The sequence below is a fragment of the Marinococcus sp. LNHM5E3-2.1 genome (genome assembly GCF_056034365.1).
The window spans coordinates 649,445-670,362 of record NZ_JBQLIB010000001.1; the positions used below are offsets into that span (position 1 = coordinate 649,445).

Sequence of the window (20,918 nt, forward strand, 5' to 3'; positions counted from 1 at the left end):
CCGATGGCGCGAATCCTGACGATGGGCGAAATCATGATGCGTCTCACTCCCCCGTCCCACCAGCGGCTGGTCCAGACCAACGATTTTCACGTGTATTTTGGCGGGGCCGAAGCCAACGTGGCGATGAACATGAGCCAGTTCGGGCACGAGACCGCGTTTCTGACGGCGCTCCCGGCAAATGCGATGGGGGAGGCCGCCAAACGCCGTCTCCGTACAGCTGGCGTCAACACGAACATGATTGTGGCTCAGGGCCGTCGTCTCGGGCTGTACTACGTGGAAGCTGGCTATTCAGTCAAGCCCGCGGAAGTAATTTACGACCGGGAGGATTCATCTGTGTGGGAGCTTACAGATGCTGATCTCGACTGGGAGCAGCTGCTTGCCGGGGTAGAGGTGTTTCACGTGAGCGGCATTACGCCCGCGCTTGGCCCGGCTATGCATAACCTGACGATGACCGCCGTACAGGAGGCTTCAAGTCGCGGGGTGCATGTGAGCTTTGACTGCAACTTCCGCGCGAAGCTGTGGTCCCCGAAGGAAGCGAAAGCCTCCTTTGAAGAAATTTTGCCGTATGTGGATGTCTGCTTCATCGGCCATAAGGATTTTGTGTATCTGTTAGGGATGGACGGGCACGAAGCGTTTTCGCCGGAGCAACTCGAACGGTTCTATGAAGAGGCCGCCCGTACGTATAATATTTCCCTGATGGCAAGCACGCACCGGACGGCGGCATCGGCCAGTTCGAACAGCCTGACCGGCTACTACTATAATGGAAGCGGGCTGCATGCCAGTGCCACGCATTCGTTTGATCTGCTGGAGCGGGTCGGAGGCGGCGACAGCTTTGCCTCCGGCATTCTGCACGGGGTACTGCAGGAGGACTGGGGGCCGCAGCAGGTCATTGAATTTGCGACCGGTTCAAGCGTGCTCAAGCACATGGTGTACGGCGACAGTAACCAGTTTGACGAGGCCTACGTGCTTCAGTTTGTACAGAACCAGGGAAATGATGTGAAACGGTAAAAATCGGAAAAATAAACGGCCCACGTTTCTGCTGATTTTTTAACGTAAAGTGGTTTGCCGATGTAAGCGGCTTTGAATCATAGCCTGTTCAGGATCCGGCCCGGTGCCGGGTCCTGAACAGGCTGTTTTTTGTAACAGGCCCTGCTTTAAAACATCCATCGTCTTTAATATAGTGGTGCAGGGCATGGGTCCACAGTCTTTTTTTAAAGACAGCCGAAGGGATGATGCCAAAATTTAATTAACCTGACTCTCCCAAACAAAAAAACTAAAGTTATAATGGATGATATATTAAGGATGGATGAACCTGAAAAAAAACAGATGAAGGGGGGATAAAGCGATGCTCAATGAAAGACAGATAAAGCTGCTGCAGAAACTATTGCTTCATTCGGAGGCTTTTACGCATATTCAGACGATGGCAGAAGAGTTACACTGCTCGGAAAAAACCGTACGGAATGATATGAAAACGCTGCACTATTTTCTCGGTGAACACTCGGAGGCCAAGCTTCTGCGAAAACCCGGTCTCGGCGTTCAAGTAGTCATTACGGAAGAAGAAAAACATCATATTTTAAGCCTTTTACATAAAAGATCCTCGCATGAAGAGACCGATCACCTGGTGGAAATAGGCTACCGTCTGCTCGTCGAAGAAAAGCCCCAGACCATACAGGGGCTGGCAAAAGAATTCTTTATGTCAGTCAAAGAAATTAAAGAAAGCATGGCGGTCATTTCGGACTGGCTGGCAACGTTTGGGCTTGAACTGATATCGAGACAGCGGCTCGGCCTCACCATCGCGGGAGACGAATTGAAGCGACGAAGTGCTGTTGCTCATTTATCTGAGCTTGTAGCAAAGGATAAAACGGCTTCGGACTCGCTTGTCCGGCTTTTCCCTCAGCATGAGGTCAGCTTTATAAGAAAAGCAATTGCTGACAGGTTAAACGCATGGAACTGGGAGATATCAGCCGAAAAACGGGAAAGCCTGATGATCCATGCGCTCATCATGATGAAGCGTGTGAGGCAGTCTTCGACAATTGTGATGAAGGAAAATGAGCGAAAAGAGGCTAGAGATGCCGGGGAATATACGATGGCGGAAGAGCTCGCAGAGGTTATCAAAGACAAGTTGAAATTATCGCTTCCTGAATCGGAGAAGGTATACTTTACGCTTCATTTGATCAGCTGCTCGGATTCCTACTTTTTGCGGAAAAACAGCAATAAAGAAGCATTAATGAAAGGTATGCTCGAACAGCTCACGACCCAGCTGCAGATTTTGACGATGACCAATTTTAAAGAGGATTTAATTCTTCTAGAGGGGCTGAAGGTTCATTTGCCTTCGACCATCCATCGCGTCATGCATGGGTTTGCGATCAGAAATCCGATGCTTGAGGAAATAAAGAAAATGTACCCCTATATGTTCAGTATGGTGGTGATGGCGCTTGAAGAAGTGAATGACAGCTATGGCATTTACATTCCGGAGGATGAAGCTGCCTATCTGGTGCTTCATTTCCAGGCGTCTGTTGAACGTCTTCAGAAAAAACGGGAGCAGAAAAAGAAAGTCCTGATCGTTTGTGAACTGGGAGTCGGTATGTCCCATCTGCTTGAAGCGAAGCTTGAACAGAACTATAAAGGGATGGAGGTGATCGGCAGCATCGCAGCGCAGAAGCTTGATGATATGCTCGAAACCTATTCGGTTGATCTCGTTTTATCCACGAGAGAACTGACGAACCAAAGGGTGCCTGTATTGGTTATCTCTCCATTACTCCAGGCGGAGGACCGGAGGAAATTGGATAACTATCTTCAATACGAAGAGCAAAAGCCGTTGTTTTCCAGCTCCATGGCAGATTGGCTGAAAAAGGGGGAAACAGCGATCGGTATAGAGCCGGTGCACCGGTACGAGCTGATCGAGAAGCTCGGCCGGGAGCTCGTGAGGAAGGGCACCGTGTCGGAAGATTTTCCACAGCGGGCGGTAATGAGGGAAAGAACATCCTCCACGTCGCTTGGCAACGGGATTGCGATTCCGCACGCCCCGCCGGAGGAGATCTACGAGTCATCGGTGTCTCTTGCAATTTTTAATAAACCGATTGAATGGGGAAAGGAACAGGTGACGATTGTTTTCCTGCTTGCGATTGCCGAAAAGGACCAGGGGAGCATACGCTCGCTTATGCATATGATTTCGAGAATGGGCACGGATGCGAGCATTCTTGAGCAGCTGAACCAGGCACAAACGCTCGAAGAAGTAGAGAGCATCTTTAATAATCATTCGTATTACCGGAGCAGCGGTAAAAATGAATGATTATTTTTTGTAATTTCCGTTTTATGATGAAAACAGAAATTACAGAGGAGGGAAACGGATGAAGGTACTAGCGGTCACCGCCTGTCCGGTTGGCATTGCCCATACATACATGGCGGCTGAAAATCTACAGAAAGCCGGAAGCGAGCTTGGCGTTGAAATCAAAGTGGAAACCCAGGGCTCCATCGGTGTGGAAAATGAGCTGACAGAGCAGGATATTGCGGAAGCAGACGGCATTATTATTGCCAGTGACAAGGAAGTCTCCAAAGAGCGTTTCGGCGGAAAGCCTTTACTGGTGGTAGGCGTGCAGGATGGGATACGCCAGCCAAAGGATTTAATTCAGCGAATTATGGAAGGAAATGTATCCGTTTACAAAGGTGCGATGCCAAATGCGGAAACAGTGAAAGCCAAAAAGAAAGATAAGGAAAACCCCGTGTATAAGCACTTAATGAATGGTGTTTCCTATATGATTCCGTTTATTGTGGTCGGGGGGCTGCTTATTGCTATTTCTTTAGCTTTAGGCGGCAATCAGACGCCTGAAGGGATACAAATTCCTGAAGGTTCCTTCTGGAAGCAGATTGAAAATCTCGGGGCAGCCTCCTTCAGTTTTATGGTTCCTATACTGGCCGGCTTTATCGCAGTAAGCATTGCGGACCGGCCGGGACTGGCTCCGGGGATTATCGGAGGCTACATTGCCGTTAACGGAAGCTTCTACGGAAGTGAGGCCGGGGCCGGATTCATCGGCGGTATTATTGCTGGTTTTCTCGCCGGGTATATCGCCCTCGGTATTAAGAAAATCAAGGTGCCAAAGGCCATACAGCCTGTAATGCCTATTATTTTCATTCCGATACTTGCTTCACTAGCGGTCGGACTGCTGTTCATTTTCATTATCGGAGCACCGGTTGCGGGCATTTTTGAAGGATTGACCCAGTGGCTTGAGGGCATGCAGGGGGCCAGTTCCTTTCTACTTGCACTGATACTGGGCGGAATGATTGCCGTCGATATGGGTGGACCGTTTAATAAAGTAGCATTTCTATTTGGAGCTGCCATGATTGCCGAAGGAAATTACGAAATCATGGGGGCCATTGCTGTAGCCATTTGTATTCCACCGCTTGGCATGGGGCTTGCGACATTTTTAAACAAAAGGAAATACCAGCAGGCCGAACGCGAAACAGGAAAAGCCTCGTTTACGATGGGTCTGTTTGGGATCACGGAAGGGGCCATTCCATTCGCGGCCCAGGATCCGCTTCGGGTAATACCGAGTATCGTTGTCGGTTCGATGACTGGCTCTGTTATTGCTATGCTATCAGGAGTCGGCGACCGGGTGGCCCACGGTGGTCCTATCGTTGCTGTGCTCGGCGCGGTGGATAACATTCTCATGTTCTTCGTAGCTGCAATTGTCGGTACCATCGTGACGGCGCTGCTTATTAACACCCTGAAACGGGATGTAGCGTACGCCGGGGTTCCTGAGGAAAATAATTCCACGGAGGTCGCTGAAAGAACTTCTGCAGAAGCGGCTCCTGCTCCGGAAACGCATCATAATAAGGATAAGCAGATTACTCAGTTAAAAGATATTATGACGCCTGATCTTGTAAATACAAACCTGCATGGCCAGACGCGAAATGAAGTAGTGGATGAAATGATACACATGCTCGACCGGCAGGGGATAGTGGAATCAGAGGAAATGTTCAAAAACGCGATTCTGGCGAGAGAGGAAGAAAGCAGTACAGGACTTGGAATGGGAATTGCTATACCTCACGGAAAATCGGATACTGTGAAGGAGCCTGCGGTAGCCTTTGGAAGACAGACGCAGGGCGTCGACTGGGACAGTGCGGATAAGACAGAAGCCAATCTAATATTTATGATTGCTGTCCCTGTAGAGAGACAGGGAGAGGATCATCTGAAAATACTCCAGATGCTGTCGAGAAAGCTGATGGATGATTCCTTCCGGGAGCAGTTATTAAATACTGCATCTGACGAGGAAGCTTACGAACTGTTAAAAACGATCCAATAATGGCAATTAAATAAGTCCAACCTGAGAAAAGCATCCTGACAGCAGGGTGCTTTTCTCATTCTATTGGCAGCCGTTGCGACTTTTTATATTTACGCAGAAATATTTGTTTGAAAATTGTGAAATCAACGTTTGAAGCATAGCAAAAAAGGATATAGTAAAACCAACTATGCTTCTGATAATTGGTTGCATAGTACCCGCCCCGGAGAAACACATCCTATTTTGGAAAGAAGGCGGAGAAATGAAAAAGGTTGCTGGATCCATGTTAACTGGTGCGCTGGTGTTTAGTTTAGCTGGAGGAGGCACAGCGTTGGCCGACAGTCATGATACGGAGGAAGGCGGCTCGGAAGACAGCGGGATGGTAAGAATTGTTCACGCTTCTCCTGATGCACCCGAGGTTGATGTTTACGTTGATGGAGAGGCTGTAGTCGAAGGGGCGGCCTTCAAGGATGCAACTGATTATTTGGAAGTACCGGAAGGTGAGCGCGAGGTAGAAATATTTGCTGCTGGTGAAGAAGGCGAAGGCGATCCTGTATTGTCCGGTACACTTGATGTGGAAGAGGGCGAAGCTTACACAGCAGCAGCCATAAACACGCTGGAAGACATTGAGCTGAGCGTGCTCGAGGACAATCAGGAAGCAGCAGAGGGAATGGCGAACGTAAGAGTCGCACACTTTTCTCCTGACGCTCCAAATGTTGATGTCGCGGTAACAGACGGAGACATTTTGTTTGAAGACGCTCCGTTTACCGGAGTGACGGATTATATGGAAGTGGAAGCCGGATCCTATGATCTCGAAGTACGTCCAACAGGAACCGAGGATGTAGTACTCGACCTTGCTGGAACAGAGCTTGAAGAAGGCATGAACTATTCCGTGCTTGCGGTTGGTTTTGCAGAGGGCGATCCGGAACTTGATGCAATTATACTGGCAACCCCTTCCAGTGAAAGTATGCCATCTGAAATGCCACAGACTGGAGCAGCTGGAACAGATAACATGATGATGTATGGATTGGCTGGCCTGCTGGCAGCTGGTCTCGGGGTTGGGTACTATGCACGCCGCCGCGCGGGCGCTTCTTCATAGCATTCTCTTCGCTATCCTGATTCTTTTTTTAACCGGAAGCTCAGAGGAATTTACGGAAGCTGAAACGGCATATTCAGAAGCGTCAATAGAAGGGGCAAAAGCTTCGGAAATCGGGAAGCGGACAGAAACACAAACAGTTTCATCAGCTCAGTCGATTTCACCGGCAGAAATCAGAATAAGCTCAATTGATCTAAAAGCGGCAGTGGATGATATGGGATACACGGAAAACGGCGGCATGGAAGTACCGGATAACGGGGAGGACACCGGCTGGTTTTCGCCGGGGTTTAAACCGGGACAGCAGGGAAATGCGGTCATCGCAGGCCATGTGAATGACCGCTCCGGTCCTGCGGTATTTTACCATCTCGATAAACTCAAGAAGGGAGACTTAATCGAAGTAACCGGTGATAATGGAGAAACGATTACGTTTGAAGTGGAATCAGCCGCATCTTATCCGTATGACGATGCTCCCATCCAGCAGATTTTTGGCGCCTCCAGCGAACGGACGCTGCAGCTGATCACATGCACTGGAGAGTTTGACAATGACGCCGGCACTCATCGGGAGAGACTGGTGGTCACCGCCTCGGTGGTGGATGAATAGTGAAAGCCTGCTTTTGGTTAAACAAAGCCTGAATCGTGGACACAGTAACCAGTGTCCACGATTCGGGTTTTTTTGTGTTTAACGACAGTTGTTCTATTTTGGCAGGTTACACCCGGTGGCAGGGAGGGGCGCGGGTAGGCATCGAAGAGAGAGCAAAAGCAGATAAAAAAAATATAGTTAAACAGCAGAGATTTTTGTATGATAGAAAAAACAGAAGGAATATTTTTCAAGCCAGAAATAGTTTCCCAACCGCAGTACTACCTTTTGCAGAATAGAGCGATGTGAAATGACTTTTCTATCATGGTTAATGCGGAGCATGACGCCTCCGCAGATTCTTGCCTCGGGCTTTCTTGTTGTCATTACCCTGGGGACGGCGCTGTTAATGCTTCCTGTATCCGTCACGAGCCCGATCAGCGTAATTGATGCCTTGTTTACGGCAGCCTCTGCAACGACCGTAACCGGCCTGGTAACGGTCAGCCCGGGAAACGGGTTTACGGTGTTCGGCCAGACCGTAATTATGGTCATGATCCAGCTTGGCGGGCTTGGGTTTATGGCGGTTACGGTGTTTATTGTGCTTCTGCTCGGTAAACGCATTGGTCTGCGCAGCCGGCTCCTCGTTCAGGAGTCATTGAATCAGCCGGCGCTGGGCGGAGTCGTGAAGCTTGTGCAGATTCTCGTCATTTTTTCTTTGAGCGTGGAATCGCTTGCAGCCGCCGCACTAGCCACCCAGTGGGTGCCGGAGTACGGGTGGAGCAGAGGCCTGTACTACAGCGTGTTTCACGCGGTCTCCGCCTTTAACAACGCCGGCTTTGCTCTTTGGGACAGCAATCTGATGCAGTACGCCGGCAATCCAGCGGTGAATATTGCGATCTCTTCCTCGTTTATTATCGGCGGTATCGGGTTCACGGTACTGTATGATGTGTGGGAAAAACGGAAATTCCGCACACTGACGCTCCATTCGAAATTGATGATCGTCGGTACACTGGCACTGAACGTTGCAGCCGTGACTATTGTATTTTTGTTTGAATATATTAATCCACAGACAACGACATCACTTTCGCTCGGGGAGCAGCTGTGGACATCCTATTTCCAGGCGGTATCGCCGAGGACTGCCGGATTTAATACCGTCAACATTGCCGATATGCAGATTCAGACAATCGTATTCATTATGATGCTTATGTTCATCGGTGCCGGCAGCGCTTCGACAGCAAGCGGGATTAAACTGACAACATTTCTGGTAATCATTCTGGCTGCGGTGAAGTACATTAAACGAGAGGAAGATCTAACCGCCTTCCGCCGCCGCATCGCTCCGGCCATTATTGAACGGGCGCTCGCGATTACTGTACTTGGATTTGCCGTAGTGTTTTCGGGGATATTTATTTTATCGCTCACCGAGCAGGCTTCATTTGAATACATCGTATTTGAAGTGTTCTCAGCATTTGGTACGGTCGGCCTTACAATGGGACTCACCGAGGACCTCAGCATGATTGGAAAAGTAGTAATTATCCTCATTATGTTTGTCGGCCGGATAGGCTCAGTGACGCTCGCCTTTTCACTGGCCAAGCCGAAAAAAACGCACGTGCGTTACCCGCAGGGCGATATTTTTACCGGATAAATCCTGCAGCCTGTAATTTAAAAAAGCAGCCGTTTCCCGAAAAGCTTCGGTGGGCGTCTGCTTGTACGTGTGCTCAAATACCGGGACTATAGTTTGCGTAAAATTTGCACATAAAACAGAAAAACATATAATTTAAGGAATTTTTATGGTAATATAGTCATTCGTTTATAAAAAGGAGGTGAAAAAATGTATAGTTTCTTGAACTTTAATAAGATGATTACACCGATGATTATTAAAATAATCTTTTTTATCGGGGTGGGCCTGTCGGTTCTGATTGGGATATTCCAAATCGGCGCTGGTGTTACCAGTGATTTTGGCGGAGGCTCCCAGGTGTTGCTTGGATTGATAACTCTTGTGCTCGGACCGTTATTTACCAGAATCTACTGCGAACTGTTGATTGTGTTCTTTAAAATGCAGGAGTCGCTGCATGAAATCAATACGAAGCTTTCAAAATTTGAATCGAGCAATCCCCGGGACTTATAACATATTCATTTTATTATTCCTGCGAATGATTGATATGATAAAAATCAGAAAAACCGTGTCTAAAAAAGACGCGGTTTTTCTAGTATTTGCAGATCAGCAGCTGAATTTTACAGGTTTGTTAATTTGCCCGTTTTTCCTCCCAGAGCCGCTTGCGCTCCTCAAAACTCACTTCCTCATACACCTGATGCAGCATCCAGATATAACCAAAGGTATCCATGAAAACAGCATTTGCTACGCCGTGATCAGGCAGATTCGTGACCGGCTGTACTTCACTGCAGCCAGCGTTGATGGCTTTTTCGTAGGTCGCCTCGATATCTGGAACTGTGATGTTGAACCAGAGTGTTTTTGGGTCGTCCGGGGTGGGAGCGGTCAAATGGAAGGCCGGGTTTTCATCCAATAGATGGAACGGGACATCATACAGAGTGAAAAGTACTTCATTTTCACCCCGGGGAAAGTCTGATACCTCCATTGTTTCAATCTCAAGTATTTTTTCGTACAGCTCCAGGGCTTTTAAGCTGTCAGTTACTACCATATCGATTTCAACACCAGTCATGGCACGCACACTCCCTTTACAGAATTATAAATATTTTTCTTCAAATGGGTGTTTCAAACGTGCTACTGATTTCTACTCATGGTATTAAAATCCCTGCCTGTTTCAATCTATTCCTGAAAACTTCATTGCTTGATAAGGGAAAACTGCAGCTCCCAAAAATATTTGTAATTTTTACAATTAAGTGACAAATTAATATTTCAATCACATTCCAAAAATTGTATGATAAGTATGTAGGTAATTTATCTTAGTTGCAGTTGGGTAAAATATCATGAGGGGGTTCCAGGATGAAGAGAATGCTGCTTTTGATAACTAGTCTGGTGTTTTTGTTAGGGGCTTGCGGCGGGGGATATGACGAGCAATACATTTATGATGAAGCGACAAGATTAATTGAGGATGAAATTCATGAAAATGGTTATACATTAAACCAAATTTCAGGCATTGAGCATACAGATATTTATGCTGAAGACGATGGTAAAACGTATTCGGTCTCGGGGAAGGTATGGGTGCAGGAGCCCTACGGTGAATTTGCCTATAATTACACATTCGATATGGTGGACCAGGGGGAAACATGGTCGACCGAATCAGAGTATTACTAAGTCTCAAATCAAAAGTACTACCCGATATCGAGTATAGTGATTTATGAATTACTGATGACAGTTAAAAACTCATGATCCTTCCAGAACGAAGGGTCATGAGTCTTTTATATGTGTGAATCAAGCTTCCGCCGGTAATCCCGTGTCAGCCACCATATCAAAATGAGAAGTAGTACAACCATGGCAGCAGGCACGAGCCACCGGCCGCCATCATTCTGCGCGGCAGCAAGAATGGTTACACTAATAGTGCTGACCGGGGCCATCACATAATAGGGAAGCCCGTCGTAAAACCATCCGTATGGGAAAAAGTGCGCGCCGGTAATGACGGCAAAAATTAGTACGGTATCAGTGGGACTGGCCGCTATGGCCCAAAAAATCAATGGAAAATAGGCTAACTGCGCAAGGTTCAGGCTGAGACCGAGACTCCCGAGCGGGTTTTCATCAAACTTCCATTCCGCCCGCAGGAGGCGGGAGAACAGTATCGCCAGTGGAAGCATCAGCCCTGAGGAGCAGAGCATGAGAATGTTTTTAGTGTATAAATCGAAGGAAAGGACAAAAACAATTGTAATCAATCCCCAAATCAAGACTGCAGCCATTAAAAAAGCAATACCTTTTTTCCCGTTTACCGACACATCTTTTCTGCAAGCTTGAACCTCCACAGCTTCACCTCCGCTACGCAATATAATGAATTTAAGCTTACCACAAAATGTCTTTTATGGGAGGTGGGACAGCAACCGGTCCGTTAATTTTTTATGTGAAAATACTATTGAATGTTTCAATTTGTCATGAAAAGGAAATGAAAAACCATGTATATAAGTTATGTAAATAAAGGAGATTTTCAGCATGACACAGGATCCACGTAAACAGTATTATCATGACGATTATCCAAAGCAGTACCAGGACCCGCCTGGTGTGCAGAAATATATGAATCCGCAGCCGGACTGCGGCGAAAGCAGCTATGAGGGCACCGGACAGCTGAAGTGGCGAAAAGCGCTCATTACCGGCGGCGATTCCGGCATCGGCCGGGCGGCGGCGATTGCGTACGCCCGTGAAGGTGCTGATGTGGCGATCAACTATCTGCCAGACGAGGAGCCGGACGCCCAGGACGTAAAAGAAATGATTGAACAGGCCGGGCGTAAAGCGGTTCTTCTGCCGGGAGATCTGAGAAGCGAAACGTTCTCCCGCGAACTCGTACAGTCCGCAGTGGATGAACTCGGCGGACTGGACATTCTCGCGCTTGTTGCCGGCAAACAGCAGGCCGTGAAAGATATTGCAGATCTTACTACGGAGCAGATTGTTTCCACGTTTGAAACGAACGTGTTTTCCATGTACTGGATGACACAGGAAGCACTGCCGCATATGCCGGAGGGCGGATCGATCATCACAACGACGTCCGTGGAAGGCTACGATCCGTCGCCAATGCTTCTGGATTATGCGGCGACCAAAAGTACTATCATCGGATTTACGAAAGCACTGGCCAAGCAGGTAGCCTCCCAGGGCATCCGGGTAAACTCGGTCGCGCCGGGACCGTTTTGGTCTCCGCTCCAGATTTCCGGCGGCCAGCCGGCTGAAAATATCCCGAAATTTGGGGAAGAAACGCCGGAGACACCGCTTGGACGTGCCGGTCAGCCGGCGGAGCTTTCCGGCATCTACGTATTCCTCGCCTCCGATCAGGCAAGCTATGTGACCGGTCACGTATACAGCGCGACCGGCGGCTTGAACGCAAATTAATAAATACAGACGAAAAGTACCCATTTCCCGGATTAGCGGGAGATGGGTGCTTAATTTTTAGGAGAGTTTTTCCTCCTGGGTCTCCGGCTCCTCTGCCTGCTTGCGGGCAACGTGGGAGCTGCCCCACTCGTGCATCGCTTCGAGTATCGGCTCCAGGCTCCGACCGTATTCGGTAATGGAATACTCTACCTTGGGCGGAATTTCCGGATAAATGACGCGCTGGATAATATCTTCATCCTCGAGCTCGCGCAGCTGCTTGGTGAGCATGCGCTGGGTGATGCCCGGCATTTTTCGTTTTAATACGCTGAAGCGCTGCGTGCCGTCATTAAGGAGATGCACAAGGATGACAGGCTTCCATTTTCCGACTAGGATACCGAGCGCCTCCTGAAACTGACAGAATTCGACTTCTTTTTTCATTAATGCCACTCCTTAGTATGATTTTACAAAGCAGGTATGTAAGTATTTTCTTGCATGCAATTCAGTATGTACATACTACCATGTTCCACCATGAAAGCGAACTTTTTTGCTTACGCTCTTTGAAATCCGTCATTGGTACCCTCAAGGGAACTATACCACTTTTAAGTGCGTACTTGTTTTCGCGAACGGAGCGACTAAAATAATAGGAGCAGAGAAAAATTAAACATTTAAGAAAAAGAGGGATAGCTGTGAACGTATTACTAGTAAAAGCAAATAACCGCCCGGATGGCATTTCCACGAAAATGTACGAAACGTTTCTGGAAAACGTCCAGAATGCGGGCGCATTGAACGTCGAGACCTACGACGTGTTTGAAGAGGATACCCCGTATTTCGGCCAGGACTTCTTTGACGCTTTCGGACGCCTTGCGACAGACGGGGAGCCAACCGAGATGGACCGCCGGGTGCTTGCCGCCAAGCAGAAAGCAAAGGACGCCTTCAGCGCTGCTGATCTGGTCGTATTTGCCTTTCCGCTGTGGAACCTGACAATTCCTGCTAAGCTTCAGACCTTTATTGACTATATCGCTGAAGCCGGCTACACGTTTAAATACAGCCCGGAAGGTGCGTTGATTCCGCTGATGCCAGAGAAAAAAGTAATCTTTCTGAACGCCCGCGGCGGCGTGTATTCCGCTCCGGAAATGGCCGGCATGGATATGGCGCTTGCGTACATGCAGAACATTTTTGGCGGTCTGTATGGTATGGATATCGTAGATGAAGTAGTAATCGAAGGCCATAATGCCAACCCGGACCAGGCAGAGGAAATCATCGACGCTGGACTCAAGGAAGTTGCGGAAGCTGCTTCCCGCGTAGCGTACCAAAAAGTATAACGAATCAATCAACCCGCCCGGCAGGAAACTGCCGGCGTTTTTTTTGTGGGAAAACATAGGAGAGGTAGGCAGAAAAGGAAATTTTTGCTGCAATACTTTGTAATATTTTAGGTTATAAAAAGTAGGGGAAGGGCATGGAACCGGGGCACAATCGAATACGCACGACGCTGATATTCTTGTTTAATGGTCTGATTTTTTATTTGGGTTTTTGTCATCAACATTTTGGCTTTCACCGGACAAAACTATCTGGGTAACACCGCCCTATCCTACCCGTTATTATTGATAGCCAATGTTTTGCTCATATGGAATTACATTGGTGGGGCAAAGGAAAGCATCAATGGGGCTGAAGCGACATGGTTTAGAATATTGGCGGGGCTTCTGCTTATGAGCACGATAAGCTTTGTGCTCGCGGAGATAATTAATTGATTCGAAGAAAAATGAAGACATAACGGAGCGTTCCTGCTTTTAAAAATAAAGGGAAATATCCATATTTATGTGCAAATATAGAGGTGGAAAAGGCATTTTATCGTGAAAATTTGTTTGAAATATTAATAGTTCGGAAAATAGATATGTATGAGCAATTGCTTTTTTAAGCGGGAGCATTTATAAAGTACAAACGTTACTAGCCAATTCAACTATCAAAGGAGATGATTACATGGCAGAGAAAAACGAAAATAACAAGGAAAATAAAGGCTACGGCTGGGTAGCTACAGGCAGTCTGATCGGCGGATCCCTTCCGCTTATCACACGTAAGATTAAAAAAGGCCTGACGCCGGATGACGATGATAAAGGCAAGAAAAAGGATAAAAAGAAAAAATCGAAAAAACCGCGTTATATTTTAAACAAAAAGAAGAGCACACCGAAAAAATTGGCGAAGCAGAAAAAGCTCCTGAAGAAAAAAGCAAAAGGCAAGCTGCCGAAAAAGCTGAAGAAATAGTAACTCTGAAGCATCCTTTCCTATCGCCGGGAGGGATGTTTTTTCTAAATTTTTTTTGCGGAAAATAGTTTAATATCCATAATGAGCGTATATAATTAATAATGAAAACACCATTACTTCGAATAAGGAGGAATGCATGATGGCAGATTTAACACCTAATCGCCGTAATCGTGGGTTTTTCCCGGACCTGTCCCGTGGTTTTGGATTTGGAGATTTGCTGAATGACCGCTTTTTGGAGCCGCTTCAGGACATGAACAAGTTTAAGCTGGATGTTCGTGAAGAAGACAAAGAATACGTAGTCGAAGCGGAGCTCCCTGGCTTTCGAAAGGAAAATATCCGGGTGGAATATGAAGCACCGGTGCTTTCGATAAGCGCGAAGCGGGAGGAAAAGCAGGACATTGACCATGACGACTACGTGCACAGAGAACGCAGCTACGGCGAATTCCGCCGGCGTATAACACTTGAGAATGTTAAGGATGACGATATCCAGGCTTCTTTTGAAAACGGCGTACTGAAGCTGCAGCTTCCAAAAGAAGAAAAACGGTCTGTAAATAAAAAACAAATCGATATTCAATAGAAATATTACAGACAAACTGTAAATATTCGTTTTTGCACTTGAATATGCTGAAAATACTGGCACAACCGTGTTAAATGCTTTGAATCAAGAAGAATTACCTGCCTTCATTTTGAAGGCGGTAATCTGATTGTAATATTTTGTGACAAATTCTGGTGGGTAAACCGCTGTTTATATCTTCTTAAAGCTTCGAAGCAGGCCCTTGGGTCTGCTTTTTTTACATAAAATGAAAGTTTATTAAGAGGAGATTACAACTAAATTAATGCTGTTGATATTTTCAGGACCCCGCGTCATAATCGGAAGCGTTGTGTTTGAGAGAAAGCACATAAGTAATTCAGCAATCAACTACATTTAACAACCAACTTAATTCATGCAATAGTGACGTAAAGGTAAGTAATCATATAGGCAAACAATTCATTGGGCATCGTCATCGGGACGAAAAAAATATTTTTACCTCGGAGGTTGAATCAACATGATGAAAAAAACATTATTTGGAACAGCAATTACAGCAGGCGTCGTATTCGGAGCACCACAGGCAGCGGACGCATCCATCAGCGACCACGGCCAAATGGACAGAGGAGACGTTAACTCTTCTGTTGCGGAGCTTCAGGACACGCTGAAGGAAAAAGGCTATTTCCACGGAAACACCGGCTCCACATTCGGACCTAGAACAGAAAGTGCTGTCAAAGACTTTCAGGCAGATAACGGCATTTCTTCTTCTGCCGGCAACTACTTCGGCGTAGCCGGTCCGGAAACACAGGCAGCTCTCGGTGGATCCAGCTCATCTGATTCCTCCAGCGAAGAAGTAGCAGGCGCTTCGACTTCCGAGTCCTCGAACAGCACAAGCGGTGGCGACACAATGACCATGGAAGCTACGGCATACACAGCTGAATGTGCAGGCTGCAGCGGCATCACGGCAACTGGCGTTAACCTGAACAACGACCGTGACGCGAACGTTATCGCTGTGGACCCAGACGTTATCCCACTCGGTTCTACAGTGAAAATCGAAGGCATGGGTACGTATGAAGCAGCAGACACTGGCGGTGCGATTAATAACGACCGCATTGACATCCACGTGCCGACTAAATCTGACGCTTATTCCTTCGGCCGTCAGGACGTCGAAGTAACAGTAGTCGACTAATCAATAGCACTAAGCAGAAATCCTCTCCAGAGCTGGAGAGGATTTTTTTGTGTCACAGTTCAATAGGTTTGTATCATAGGAAATTTTTGTTAATAACAGTATAATATTTTATACCGAAAATATTATACTGGAGGCACGAATGTGAGTGATCTATGCAAAATAATGTGTGTAGTCGGAACCCGGCCGGAGGTTATAAAAATGGCTCCGCTCGTACATAAAATTTCAGGAAATGAGCAATTTGAATTGACCCTGGTAACGACCGGTCAGCATAAAGAAATGGTTGAGCAGGCGCTGGAGCTGTTTGAGCTGCAGGTGGATGTAGACCTGAAGGTGATGGAGAAAAGCCAGACACTTACAGGTATTACCTCCAAAGTACTGGAGCGTCTGGAGCCGGTCATGCAGCGCGAACAGCCTACTGTCGTTTTGGTGCACGGGGACACAACGACGACGTTAGCTGCCAGTCTGGCGGCTTTTTATCAAAAGGTAGATATCGGGCATATCGAGGCCGGGCTTCGTACATATGATAAATATGCGCCGTATCCGGAGGAAATGAACCGACAGCTGGTGTCGAGATTGGCGGATTGGCATTTTGCACCGACGGAATTAGCCAAACAAAATTTACTGGCGGAAAATATTGATGCTGCGGGCATACATGTGACCGGCAACACGGGCATTGACTGCTTAAGTTTCACATTAAAGAAGCAGTATAAGCATGAACTGCTGGAGCATATAAACGGGCATGATTTTATACTGGTTACCGTGCACCGCAGAGAAAACCTCGGCGTTAATATGAAGAATATTTTCCTGGCCCTGCACGATATTCTCGACTTTTTTCCGGATATTCATATCCTGTTTCCGGTTCATAAAAATCCTGCTGTTCGTGAGCTTGCTGAACAAATGCTTCAAAACCATCCGCGGATCCATTTAACAGAGCCGCTAAATACGGTTGATTTTCATAATATTGCCTCCCGTTCGATGCTTATTTTGACAGATTCCGGAGGCGTTCAGGAGGAAGCACCCTCCCTGAATAAGCCGGTGCTTGTGCTCAGGGATCAGACCGAGCGCCCGGAAGGGGTTGCTGCAGGCGTGTTAAAGCTTATTGGAACAAATCGTGAAGCCATTGTTCAGTGCGTCGTGAACCTTTTAACCGATGAACAAAGCTATCAGCAGATGGCAGGCGGCATTAACCCGTATGGCGATGGCAGAGCCGCAGAACGAATTATCAGCATGCTGGAAAAGCACTACGCTTCCGCGCAGGCTGCGGGGAGAGAATAATATGAGAATTATTCAGTCTATGGTGCTGTTGTCCGGTCTTATGGCTCTGTCTATGCTGGCGCTGATATGGTTCAGCAGCTCCGTGCTTAGTTTGATGGTGACATCTGTCATCGGCCTGCTGCTGGGGGTCGTAATTTTACTTCCCACACGGTTGATTTTTCCCGCTGCCCTCGTGTCAGTACTGGTGTATGGATTTTTTCTGACGGGGTGGAGCATGTTTTTTGCTGCAGCGCCTCCCCAGGAGGAATTAATTCTTCATCATATTCTTTTCAGCATCTTTGTTATTTCGTTCTGGCTGTTTTTCGTTTCGGTGAAAACAGCTGTGGAGGAAAACCATTCGCTGCGCCAGAAAGTAAGGGAGCTGGAAAAATACCAGGGTGAGCTGATGATGCTTTCCAACAGTGAATTTAACAATCAGGCGGAATTGTTTTTAACAGGTATGCAAAGGCGCCGGGAGCAGGGATTTCTCGTTGAAGTCATGCTCCGCAGCTCTGTCTACACGCAGGATGCACTGCAGGAGGTTATGAGCGGCGTGTTAATCGATTCGATCCGGAGCCGGTTTGATCTGGTAACCAATAACGGGGACCAAAGCTTTACGATGTTTTTGCAGAACACGGATGAAAAGGGGCTGCGCATTGTGCTCGAGCGGATTAACGAAAACTGCAAGGAAAAGGTATCAATGATAGAACCACCGTATGAGCTGCGTTACGCCGAAATACAGAGCTACAGTCTCGAAGCAACGCGGGAGCATTTACAACAGCAGAAGGCGGGGGCCTGAAGTGACAATATTTTTTATATGCGTGATGAGCTTTTTCTGGGCCCTTTTGCTGTATTATTCGTGGCTGGCGGTAGGCGGCGTTATTCACAGACGGCGGCTGTATCCTTATAAAGAACTGAATGACTATCCTTCCGTTTCGATATTTATCCCTGCCCATAATGAAGGTGTGGTTATGAAGGAAACGCTGAAGGCGATGAATGCGCTGGATTATCCCGGGGAGCTTCGGGTATTTCTGCTTGATGACAATTCATCTGATGAAACGGAAGAGATCGGCCTTGCTTACAGCCGGATGTTTTCCCGTATTCACTACATTCAGGTTCCCCCGGGGGAGCCGAAGGGAAAGTCGCGGGTGCTGAACTACGGCCTGAGCTTTATCGACACGAAATATTTTCTTGTGTATGATGCCGATAATCAGCCGGAGCCCGGGGCGGTTAAACAGCTGGTGGAGGCTGCGGAACAAACCGACAGGGCAGTAGGAGCGGTAGGCTATGTGAAAACGATCAATGCCAGGAAAAATTTACTGACGCGGATGATCGCCCTTGAGTTTCAGGTGTTTCAGCTGCTGATGCAGAGCGGCCGCTGGTACTGGTGGAAAATGGGGTCCCTGGCTGGTACGAATATGCTGCTTGAAGTAGACGCGATGAAACAGCTTGGCGGCTACGATGAATATGCTCTCGCCGAGGATGCGGAATTAACCATCCGGGTGGCGGCGAAAGGATGGAGACTCCCGGTAGTGCCGGAGGCTAAGACGTGGGAACAGGAGCCGGAAACGATCTCCATTTTTCTGCGTCAGCGCACGCGCTGGTTAATTGGCAACATTTATCTGCTCGAAAAATCGTTCAAGGATTTTTCGTTCTGGAACAGAACGACCATGCTGCATTCGGTTCAGCATATTATCACCTACCTGTTTTTTGTGCTCCTGTTGTTTTTATCCAATATTTTATTTGTGCTCAGTCTTTTTGATGTTTTTACCACAGCGATTACAGTTCCGCTTTTGATGATCTGGTTTATGAGCTATATTGTTTACACGAGCCAGATTTTCAGCGCCCAGGTGCTGGAGCGGGATGTGACGACCAGGCAGGTCGCCGTAGGAAGCGTGATGTATTTCACCTACGCTCAGCTGTTTTTGATTTTGCTCGCTAAAAGCTTTTATGCCTATGTGGGAAGCCGTCTGCGCCATAAAGTGATTAAATGGGACAAAACGGAACGGTTTAAAGGCGGGAGCTCGTGACACGTAAACAATTAATGATAGGGATAGCCAGTATTATGATGGCTGCAGCGGTGTTTGCTTTCATCAACGCGTACAATCAGACGGATACGGTAGTAAGTACGGTGGAGGAGCAGTATCGGGGCGACAATGGCTTAATTCAGAATTACCCGAAGACCGGCGGGGCGGAGTATTTATCTGAAGCGGAGGGTCTGTATTTGGAGTATCTGCTGCTGACCGGCCGGGAGGAACTTTTTCAGGACGAAGCAGAACGGCTGGAACCGCTTCTGCAAAAGGTTCCTTCCGGGAAGCTGGTTCAGTGGAAGAAGGGGAGCAATACATTCACCAATGCGTTGATTGATGACGTTCGTATTGCCTCCGTGCTCGATCAGGCTGGCGCCGAGTTTAATAATAGCAGCTATACGGAGCTGTCCAGGGCGATTCAGGACGGCCTGAGAGCCAGTAATTTTTCGGAGGGAAGCTGGCGGGATTATTACGACTGGCAGGAGCACCAGGTATCACCGGAAATTCATTTTAGTTATTTTTCCATTGAAATATGGAAGCAGTTCGGGTGGCCGCTGAAGGAACTTCAGATCATTCAGCGTGCGGAGGACAGCGGCAGCGTGTTTTATCTGGAATCGTATAATGCTGTAGAGCAGCAGCCGGAGGCGTACAACCTGGAGGAAGTGAATATGATTGACCAGGTGCTGATTATGCAGCAGATGAACCCGGAAGCACCTGAAAAGGAAGCGCTGGCACAGTGGATTGATGAAAAGTACGAAGAGGAAGGTAAAATTTACGGCCGTTACGACCGGACCTCAGAGGAACCATCCGTTAATTATGAGGCGGCAAGCGTGTATGCCCTGCTTTTAATCCAGGAAATTGATAATGGCAGCATTCAGGAAGCAGAAAAATGGGAGAAGCCGTTGAGAGAGCTTTACGAGGCTTCAAGCCCAGCAGAGGATACCCATTTTTTCGATTACATGCTGGCAGCAATTGCGCTCGAACGGCTGGAGCAGGCACAGGACAGTAGATAAAAAGAAAATATTACCAACTGCCTCTGACGGATGCTTTACCGTCGGAGGTTTATCTTTAGTAATGACTCAGGGCACCTGCTGCTAATCTTTCCCTTGTAACATATATTAAAAAGCAGGAAAAACGTTTAGAATATGATAGAGACCAAAAGAAAAGCTTTAATAAAATCGTTATGCCGGAGGAAAAAGATGATACATATCAAACAGGCCGGACCCTCACATGTCTCCGGCATTATTTCTGTCTGTACGAAAGCGACCTGGGCGACGTACCGAAAGCTGTGCAGCGATGATTATCTCGATCGGGTGTGCCGGGAGTTTTATAATGAAGCCAGAGTGCTCGATGAGGTGAAGCATACAAGCCTCGACTGGGGCGGCTATTTTACAGCTTTGGAAAATGAAACAGTAGTAGGGGCTGCGGGCGGTGGCATGACTGGGGAGAAGGAATCCGAACTGTATGTGCTGTATCTGGACCCGGCCCGCCGGAATGAGGGTATCGGCACGAAACTGCTCGGCGCGGTAACCCGCCAGCAGCAGAAATGGGGATCGGCCGAGCAGTGGGTGTCGGTGCAGAAGGACAACCAGCTGGCGATTCCCTTTTATGAAGCCAGAGGCTTTACGTACGAAGGAGAGCGTATCGGGTATGCGAACACGGAAGACGAAGATTATGTATCGCTCCGGTACAGGCGCGCTATTTAAATAGAAGAAAAACAGCTGCGAACC

General features: G+C 47.7%; 21 protein-coding genes. 18 read left to right on the top strand and 3 right to left on the bottom strand.

The features are described from left to right. The first annotated feature begins 3 nt into the window (after positions 1 to 3). The 7 genes from ACTRXH_RS03320 to ACTRXH_RS03350 all read left to right on the top strand — a co-directional run bounded on the left by ACTRXH_RS03320 (position 4) and on the right by ACTRXH_RS03350 (position 9,074). The gene (locus ACTRXH_RS03320; protein WP_474277561.1) at positions 4 to 1,008 is read left to right on the top strand and encodes a sugar kinase; all 1,005 of its coding nucleotides are present in this window, start codon (positions 4 to 6) and stop codon (positions 1,006 to 1,008) included. A gap of 337 nt (positions 1,009 to 1,345) precedes the next feature. Then, positions 1,346 to 3,292 (top strand): BglG family transcription antiterminator, encoded by a 1,947-nt coding sequence (locus ACTRXH_RS03325; protein WP_474277563.1) that lies wholly within the window; start codon positions 1,346 to 1,348, stop codon positions 3,290 to 3,292. 58 nt (positions 3,293 to 3,350) lie between these two features. Further along, on the top strand, positions 3,351 to 5,303 hold the full coding sequence (locus tag ACTRXH_RS03330) for a fructose-specific PTS transporter subunit EIIC (protein WP_474280568.1): 1,953 nt from the start codon (positions 3,351 to 3,353) through the stop codon (positions 5,301 to 5,303). A 238-nt stretch (positions 5,304 to 5,541) separates the two neighbouring features. Then, positions 5,542 to 6,378, top strand: coding sequence for a DUF4397 domain-containing protein (locus ACTRXH_RS03335; RefSeq protein ID WP_474277565.1), 837 nt, complete (start codon positions 5,542 to 5,544; stop codon positions 6,376 to 6,378). Further along, positions 6,347 to 6,976 (top strand): class F sortase, encoded by a 630-nt coding sequence (locus ACTRXH_RS03340; RefSeq protein WP_474277568.1) that lies wholly within the window; start codon positions 6,347 to 6,349, stop codon positions 6,974 to 6,976. The genes ACTRXH_RS03335 and ACTRXH_RS03340 overlap by 32 nt, the downstream gene beginning before the upstream one ends. 286 nt (positions 6,977 to 7,262) lie before the next feature. Beyond that, positions 7,263 to 8,591, top strand: a complete 1,329-nt coding sequence (locus ACTRXH_RS03345; protein ID WP_474277570.1) for a TrkH family potassium uptake protein — start codon at positions 7,263 to 7,265, stop codon at positions 8,589 to 8,591. Between the two features lie 186 nt (positions 8,592 to 8,777). Next, positions 8,778 to 9,074: a DUF4282 domain-containing protein gene (locus ACTRXH_RS03350; protein WP_474277572.1), complete on the top strand. Its 297-nt coding sequence runs from the start codon at positions 8,778 to 8,780 to the stop codon at positions 9,072 to 9,074. A gap of 118 nt (positions 9,075 to 9,192) precedes the next feature. On the opposite strand, the gene ACTRXH_RS03355 is transcribed toward ACTRXH_RS03350, so the two are convergent. Continuing rightward, entirely contained in the window at positions 9,193 to 9,627 is a 435-nt protein-coding gene (locus ACTRXH_RS03355) for a VOC family protein (protein ID WP_474277574.1), read from the bottom strand. 284 nt (positions 9,628 to 9,911) lie between these two features. Between ACTRXH_RS03355 and ACTRXH_RS03360 the strand changes: the two genes are divergently transcribed. Next, a complete protein-coding gene (locus ACTRXH_RS03360) occupies positions 9,912 to 10,223 on the top strand; it encodes a hypothetical protein (RefSeq protein ID WP_474277576.1) in 312 nt (103 codons plus the stop codon). A 104-nt stretch (positions 10,224 to 10,327) separates the two neighbouring features. Here the strand turns inward: ACTRXH_RS03360 and ACTRXH_RS03365 are convergent, their stop codons facing one another. Next, positions 10,328 to 10,879 (bottom strand): DUF7010 family protein, encoded by a 552-nt coding sequence (locus ACTRXH_RS03365; protein WP_474277578.1) that lies wholly within the window; start codon positions 10,877 to 10,879, stop codon positions 10,328 to 10,330. A 184-nt stretch (positions 10,880 to 11,063) separates the two neighbouring features. Between ACTRXH_RS03365 and ACTRXH_RS03370 the strand changes: the two genes are divergently transcribed. Then, positions 11,064 to 11,951, top strand: coding sequence for an SDR family oxidoreductase (locus ACTRXH_RS03370; RefSeq protein ID WP_474277580.1), 888 nt, complete (start codon positions 11,064 to 11,066; stop codon positions 11,949 to 11,951). A gap of 57 nt (positions 11,952 to 12,008) precedes the next feature. Here ACTRXH_RS03370 and ACTRXH_RS03375 read toward each other — a convergent pair whose 3' ends face one another. Next, complete coding sequence (locus ACTRXH_RS03375) at positions 12,009 to 12,368, bottom strand: winged helix-turn-helix transcriptional regulator (RefSeq protein WP_474277583.1); 360 nt, start codon at positions 12,366 to 12,368, stop codon at positions 12,009 to 12,011. A gap of 248 nt (positions 12,369 to 12,616) precedes the next feature. Here ACTRXH_RS03375 and ACTRXH_RS03380 point away from each other — a divergent pair, with 248 nt between their 5' ends. The 9 genes from ACTRXH_RS03380 (at position 12,617) to ACTRXH_RS03420 (ending at position 20,894) form a co-directional block, all read left to right on the top strand. Then, positions 12,617 to 13,252 (top strand): FMN-dependent NADH-azoreductase, encoded by a 636-nt coding sequence (locus ACTRXH_RS03380; protein ID WP_474277585.1) that lies wholly within the window; start codon positions 12,617 to 12,619, stop codon positions 13,250 to 13,252. Positions 13,253 to 13,907: 655 nt separating this feature from the next. Continuing rightward, positions 13,908 to 14,189, top strand: a complete 282-nt coding sequence (locus ACTRXH_RS03385) for a hypothetical protein (protein WP_474277593.1) — start codon at positions 13,908 to 13,910, stop codon at positions 14,187 to 14,189. A gap of 139 nt (positions 14,190 to 14,328) precedes the next feature. Further along, positions 14,329 to 14,766 (top strand): Hsp20/alpha crystallin family protein, encoded by a 438-nt coding sequence (locus tag ACTRXH_RS03390; RefSeq protein WP_474260708.1) that lies wholly within the window; start codon positions 14,329 to 14,331, stop codon positions 14,764 to 14,766. Positions 14,767 to 15,235: 469 nt separating this feature from the next. After that, on the top strand, positions 15,236 to 15,904 hold the full coding sequence (locus tag ACTRXH_RS03395) for a 3D domain-containing protein (protein ID WP_474277595.1): 669 nt from the start codon (positions 15,236 to 15,238) through the stop codon (positions 15,902 to 15,904). Between the two features lie 141 nt (positions 15,905 to 16,045). Then, complete coding sequence (gene wecB / locus ACTRXH_RS03400) at positions 16,046 to 17,179, top strand: non-hydrolyzing UDP-N-acetylglucosamine 2-epimerase (RefSeq protein ID WP_474277597.1); 1,134 nt, start codon at positions 16,046 to 16,048, stop codon at positions 17,177 to 17,179. Between the two features lies 1 nt (position 17,180). After that, the gene (locus ACTRXH_RS03405; protein ID WP_474277599.1) at positions 17,181 to 17,957 is read left to right on the top strand and encodes a hypothetical protein; all 777 of its coding nucleotides are present in this window, start codon (positions 17,181 to 17,183) and stop codon (positions 17,955 to 17,957) included. Position 17,958: 1 nt separating this feature from the next. After that, positions 17,959 to 19,188, top strand: a complete 1,230-nt coding sequence (locus ACTRXH_RS03410) for a glycosyltransferase family 2 protein (protein WP_474277601.1) — start codon at positions 17,959 to 17,961, stop codon at positions 19,186 to 19,188. Then, the gene (locus tag ACTRXH_RS03415; protein ID WP_474277603.1) at positions 19,185 to 20,201 is read left to right on the top strand and encodes a hypothetical protein; all 1,017 of its coding nucleotides are present in this window, start codon (positions 19,185 to 19,187) and stop codon (positions 20,199 to 20,201) included. The genes ACTRXH_RS03410 and ACTRXH_RS03415 overlap by 4 nt, the downstream gene beginning before the upstream one ends. 186 nt (positions 20,202 to 20,387) lie before the next feature. After that, positions 20,388 to 20,894 carry a GNAT family N-acetyltransferase gene (locus ACTRXH_RS03420; protein ID WP_474277605.1) on the top strand — a complete coding sequence of 169 codons (507 nt, stop codon included), beginning with the start codon at positions 20,388 to 20,390 and terminating at the stop codon, positions 20,892 to 20,894. Positions 20,895 to 20,918 lie beyond the last annotated feature (24 nt).

Coding starts and splice junctions, on each gene's coding strand:
- ACTRXH_RS03320 (WP_474277561.1), top strand. CDS start 4: ATGGCGCGAATCCTGACGATGGGCGAAATCATGATGCGTCTCACTCCC.
- ACTRXH_RS03325 (WP_474277563.1), top strand. CDS start 1,346: ATGCTCAATGAAAGACAGATAAAGCTGCTGCAGAAACTATTGCTTCAT.
- ACTRXH_RS03330 (WP_474280568.1), top strand. CDS start 3,351: ATGAAGGTACTAGCGGTCACCGCCTGTCCGGTTGGCATTGCCCATACA.
- ACTRXH_RS03335 (WP_474277565.1), top strand. CDS start 5,542: ATGAAAAAGGTTGCTGGATCCATGTTAACTGGTGCGCTGGTGTTTAGT.
- ACTRXH_RS03340 (WP_474277568.1), top strand. CDS start 6,347: ATGCACGCCGCCGCGCGGGCGCTTCTTCATAGCATTCTCTTCGCTATC.
- ACTRXH_RS03345 (WP_474277570.1), top strand. CDS start 7,263: ATGACTTTTCTATCATGGTTAATGCGGAGCATGACGCCTCCGCAGATT.
- ACTRXH_RS03350 (WP_474277572.1), top strand. CDS start 8,778: ATGTATAGTTTCTTGAACTTTAATAAGATGATTACACCGATGATTATT.
- ACTRXH_RS03355 (WP_474277574.1), bottom strand. CDS start 9,627: ATGACTGGTGTTGAAATCGATATGGTAGTAACTGACAGCTTAAAAGCC.
- ACTRXH_RS03360 (WP_474277576.1), top strand. CDS start 9,912: ATGAAGAGAATGCTGCTTTTGATAACTAGTCTGGTGTTTTTGTTAGGG.
- ACTRXH_RS03370 (WP_474277580.1), top strand. CDS start 11,064: ATGACACAGGATCCACGTAAACAGTATTATCATGACGATTATCCAAAG.
- ACTRXH_RS03375 (WP_474277583.1), bottom strand. CDS start 12,368: ATGAAAAAAGAAGTCGAATTCTGTCAGTTTCAGGAGGCGCTCGGTATC.
- ACTRXH_RS03385 (WP_474277593.1), top strand. CDS start 13,908: ATGGCAGAGAAAAACGAAAATAACAAGGAAAATAAAGGCTACGGCTGG.
- ACTRXH_RS03390 (WP_474260708.1), top strand. CDS start 14,329: ATGGCAGATTTAACACCTAATCGCCGTAATCGTGGGTTTTTCCCGGAC.
- ACTRXH_RS03395 (WP_474277595.1), top strand. CDS start 15,236: ATGATGAAAAAAACATTATTTGGAACAGCAATTACAGCAGGCGTCGTA.
- ACTRXH_RS03405 (WP_474277599.1), top strand. CDS start 17,181: ATGAGAATTATTCAGTCTATGGTGCTGTTGTCCGGTCTTATGGCTCTG.
- ACTRXH_RS03420 (WP_474277605.1), top strand. CDS start 20,388: ATGATACATATCAAACAGGCCGGACCCTCACATGTCTCCGGCATTATT.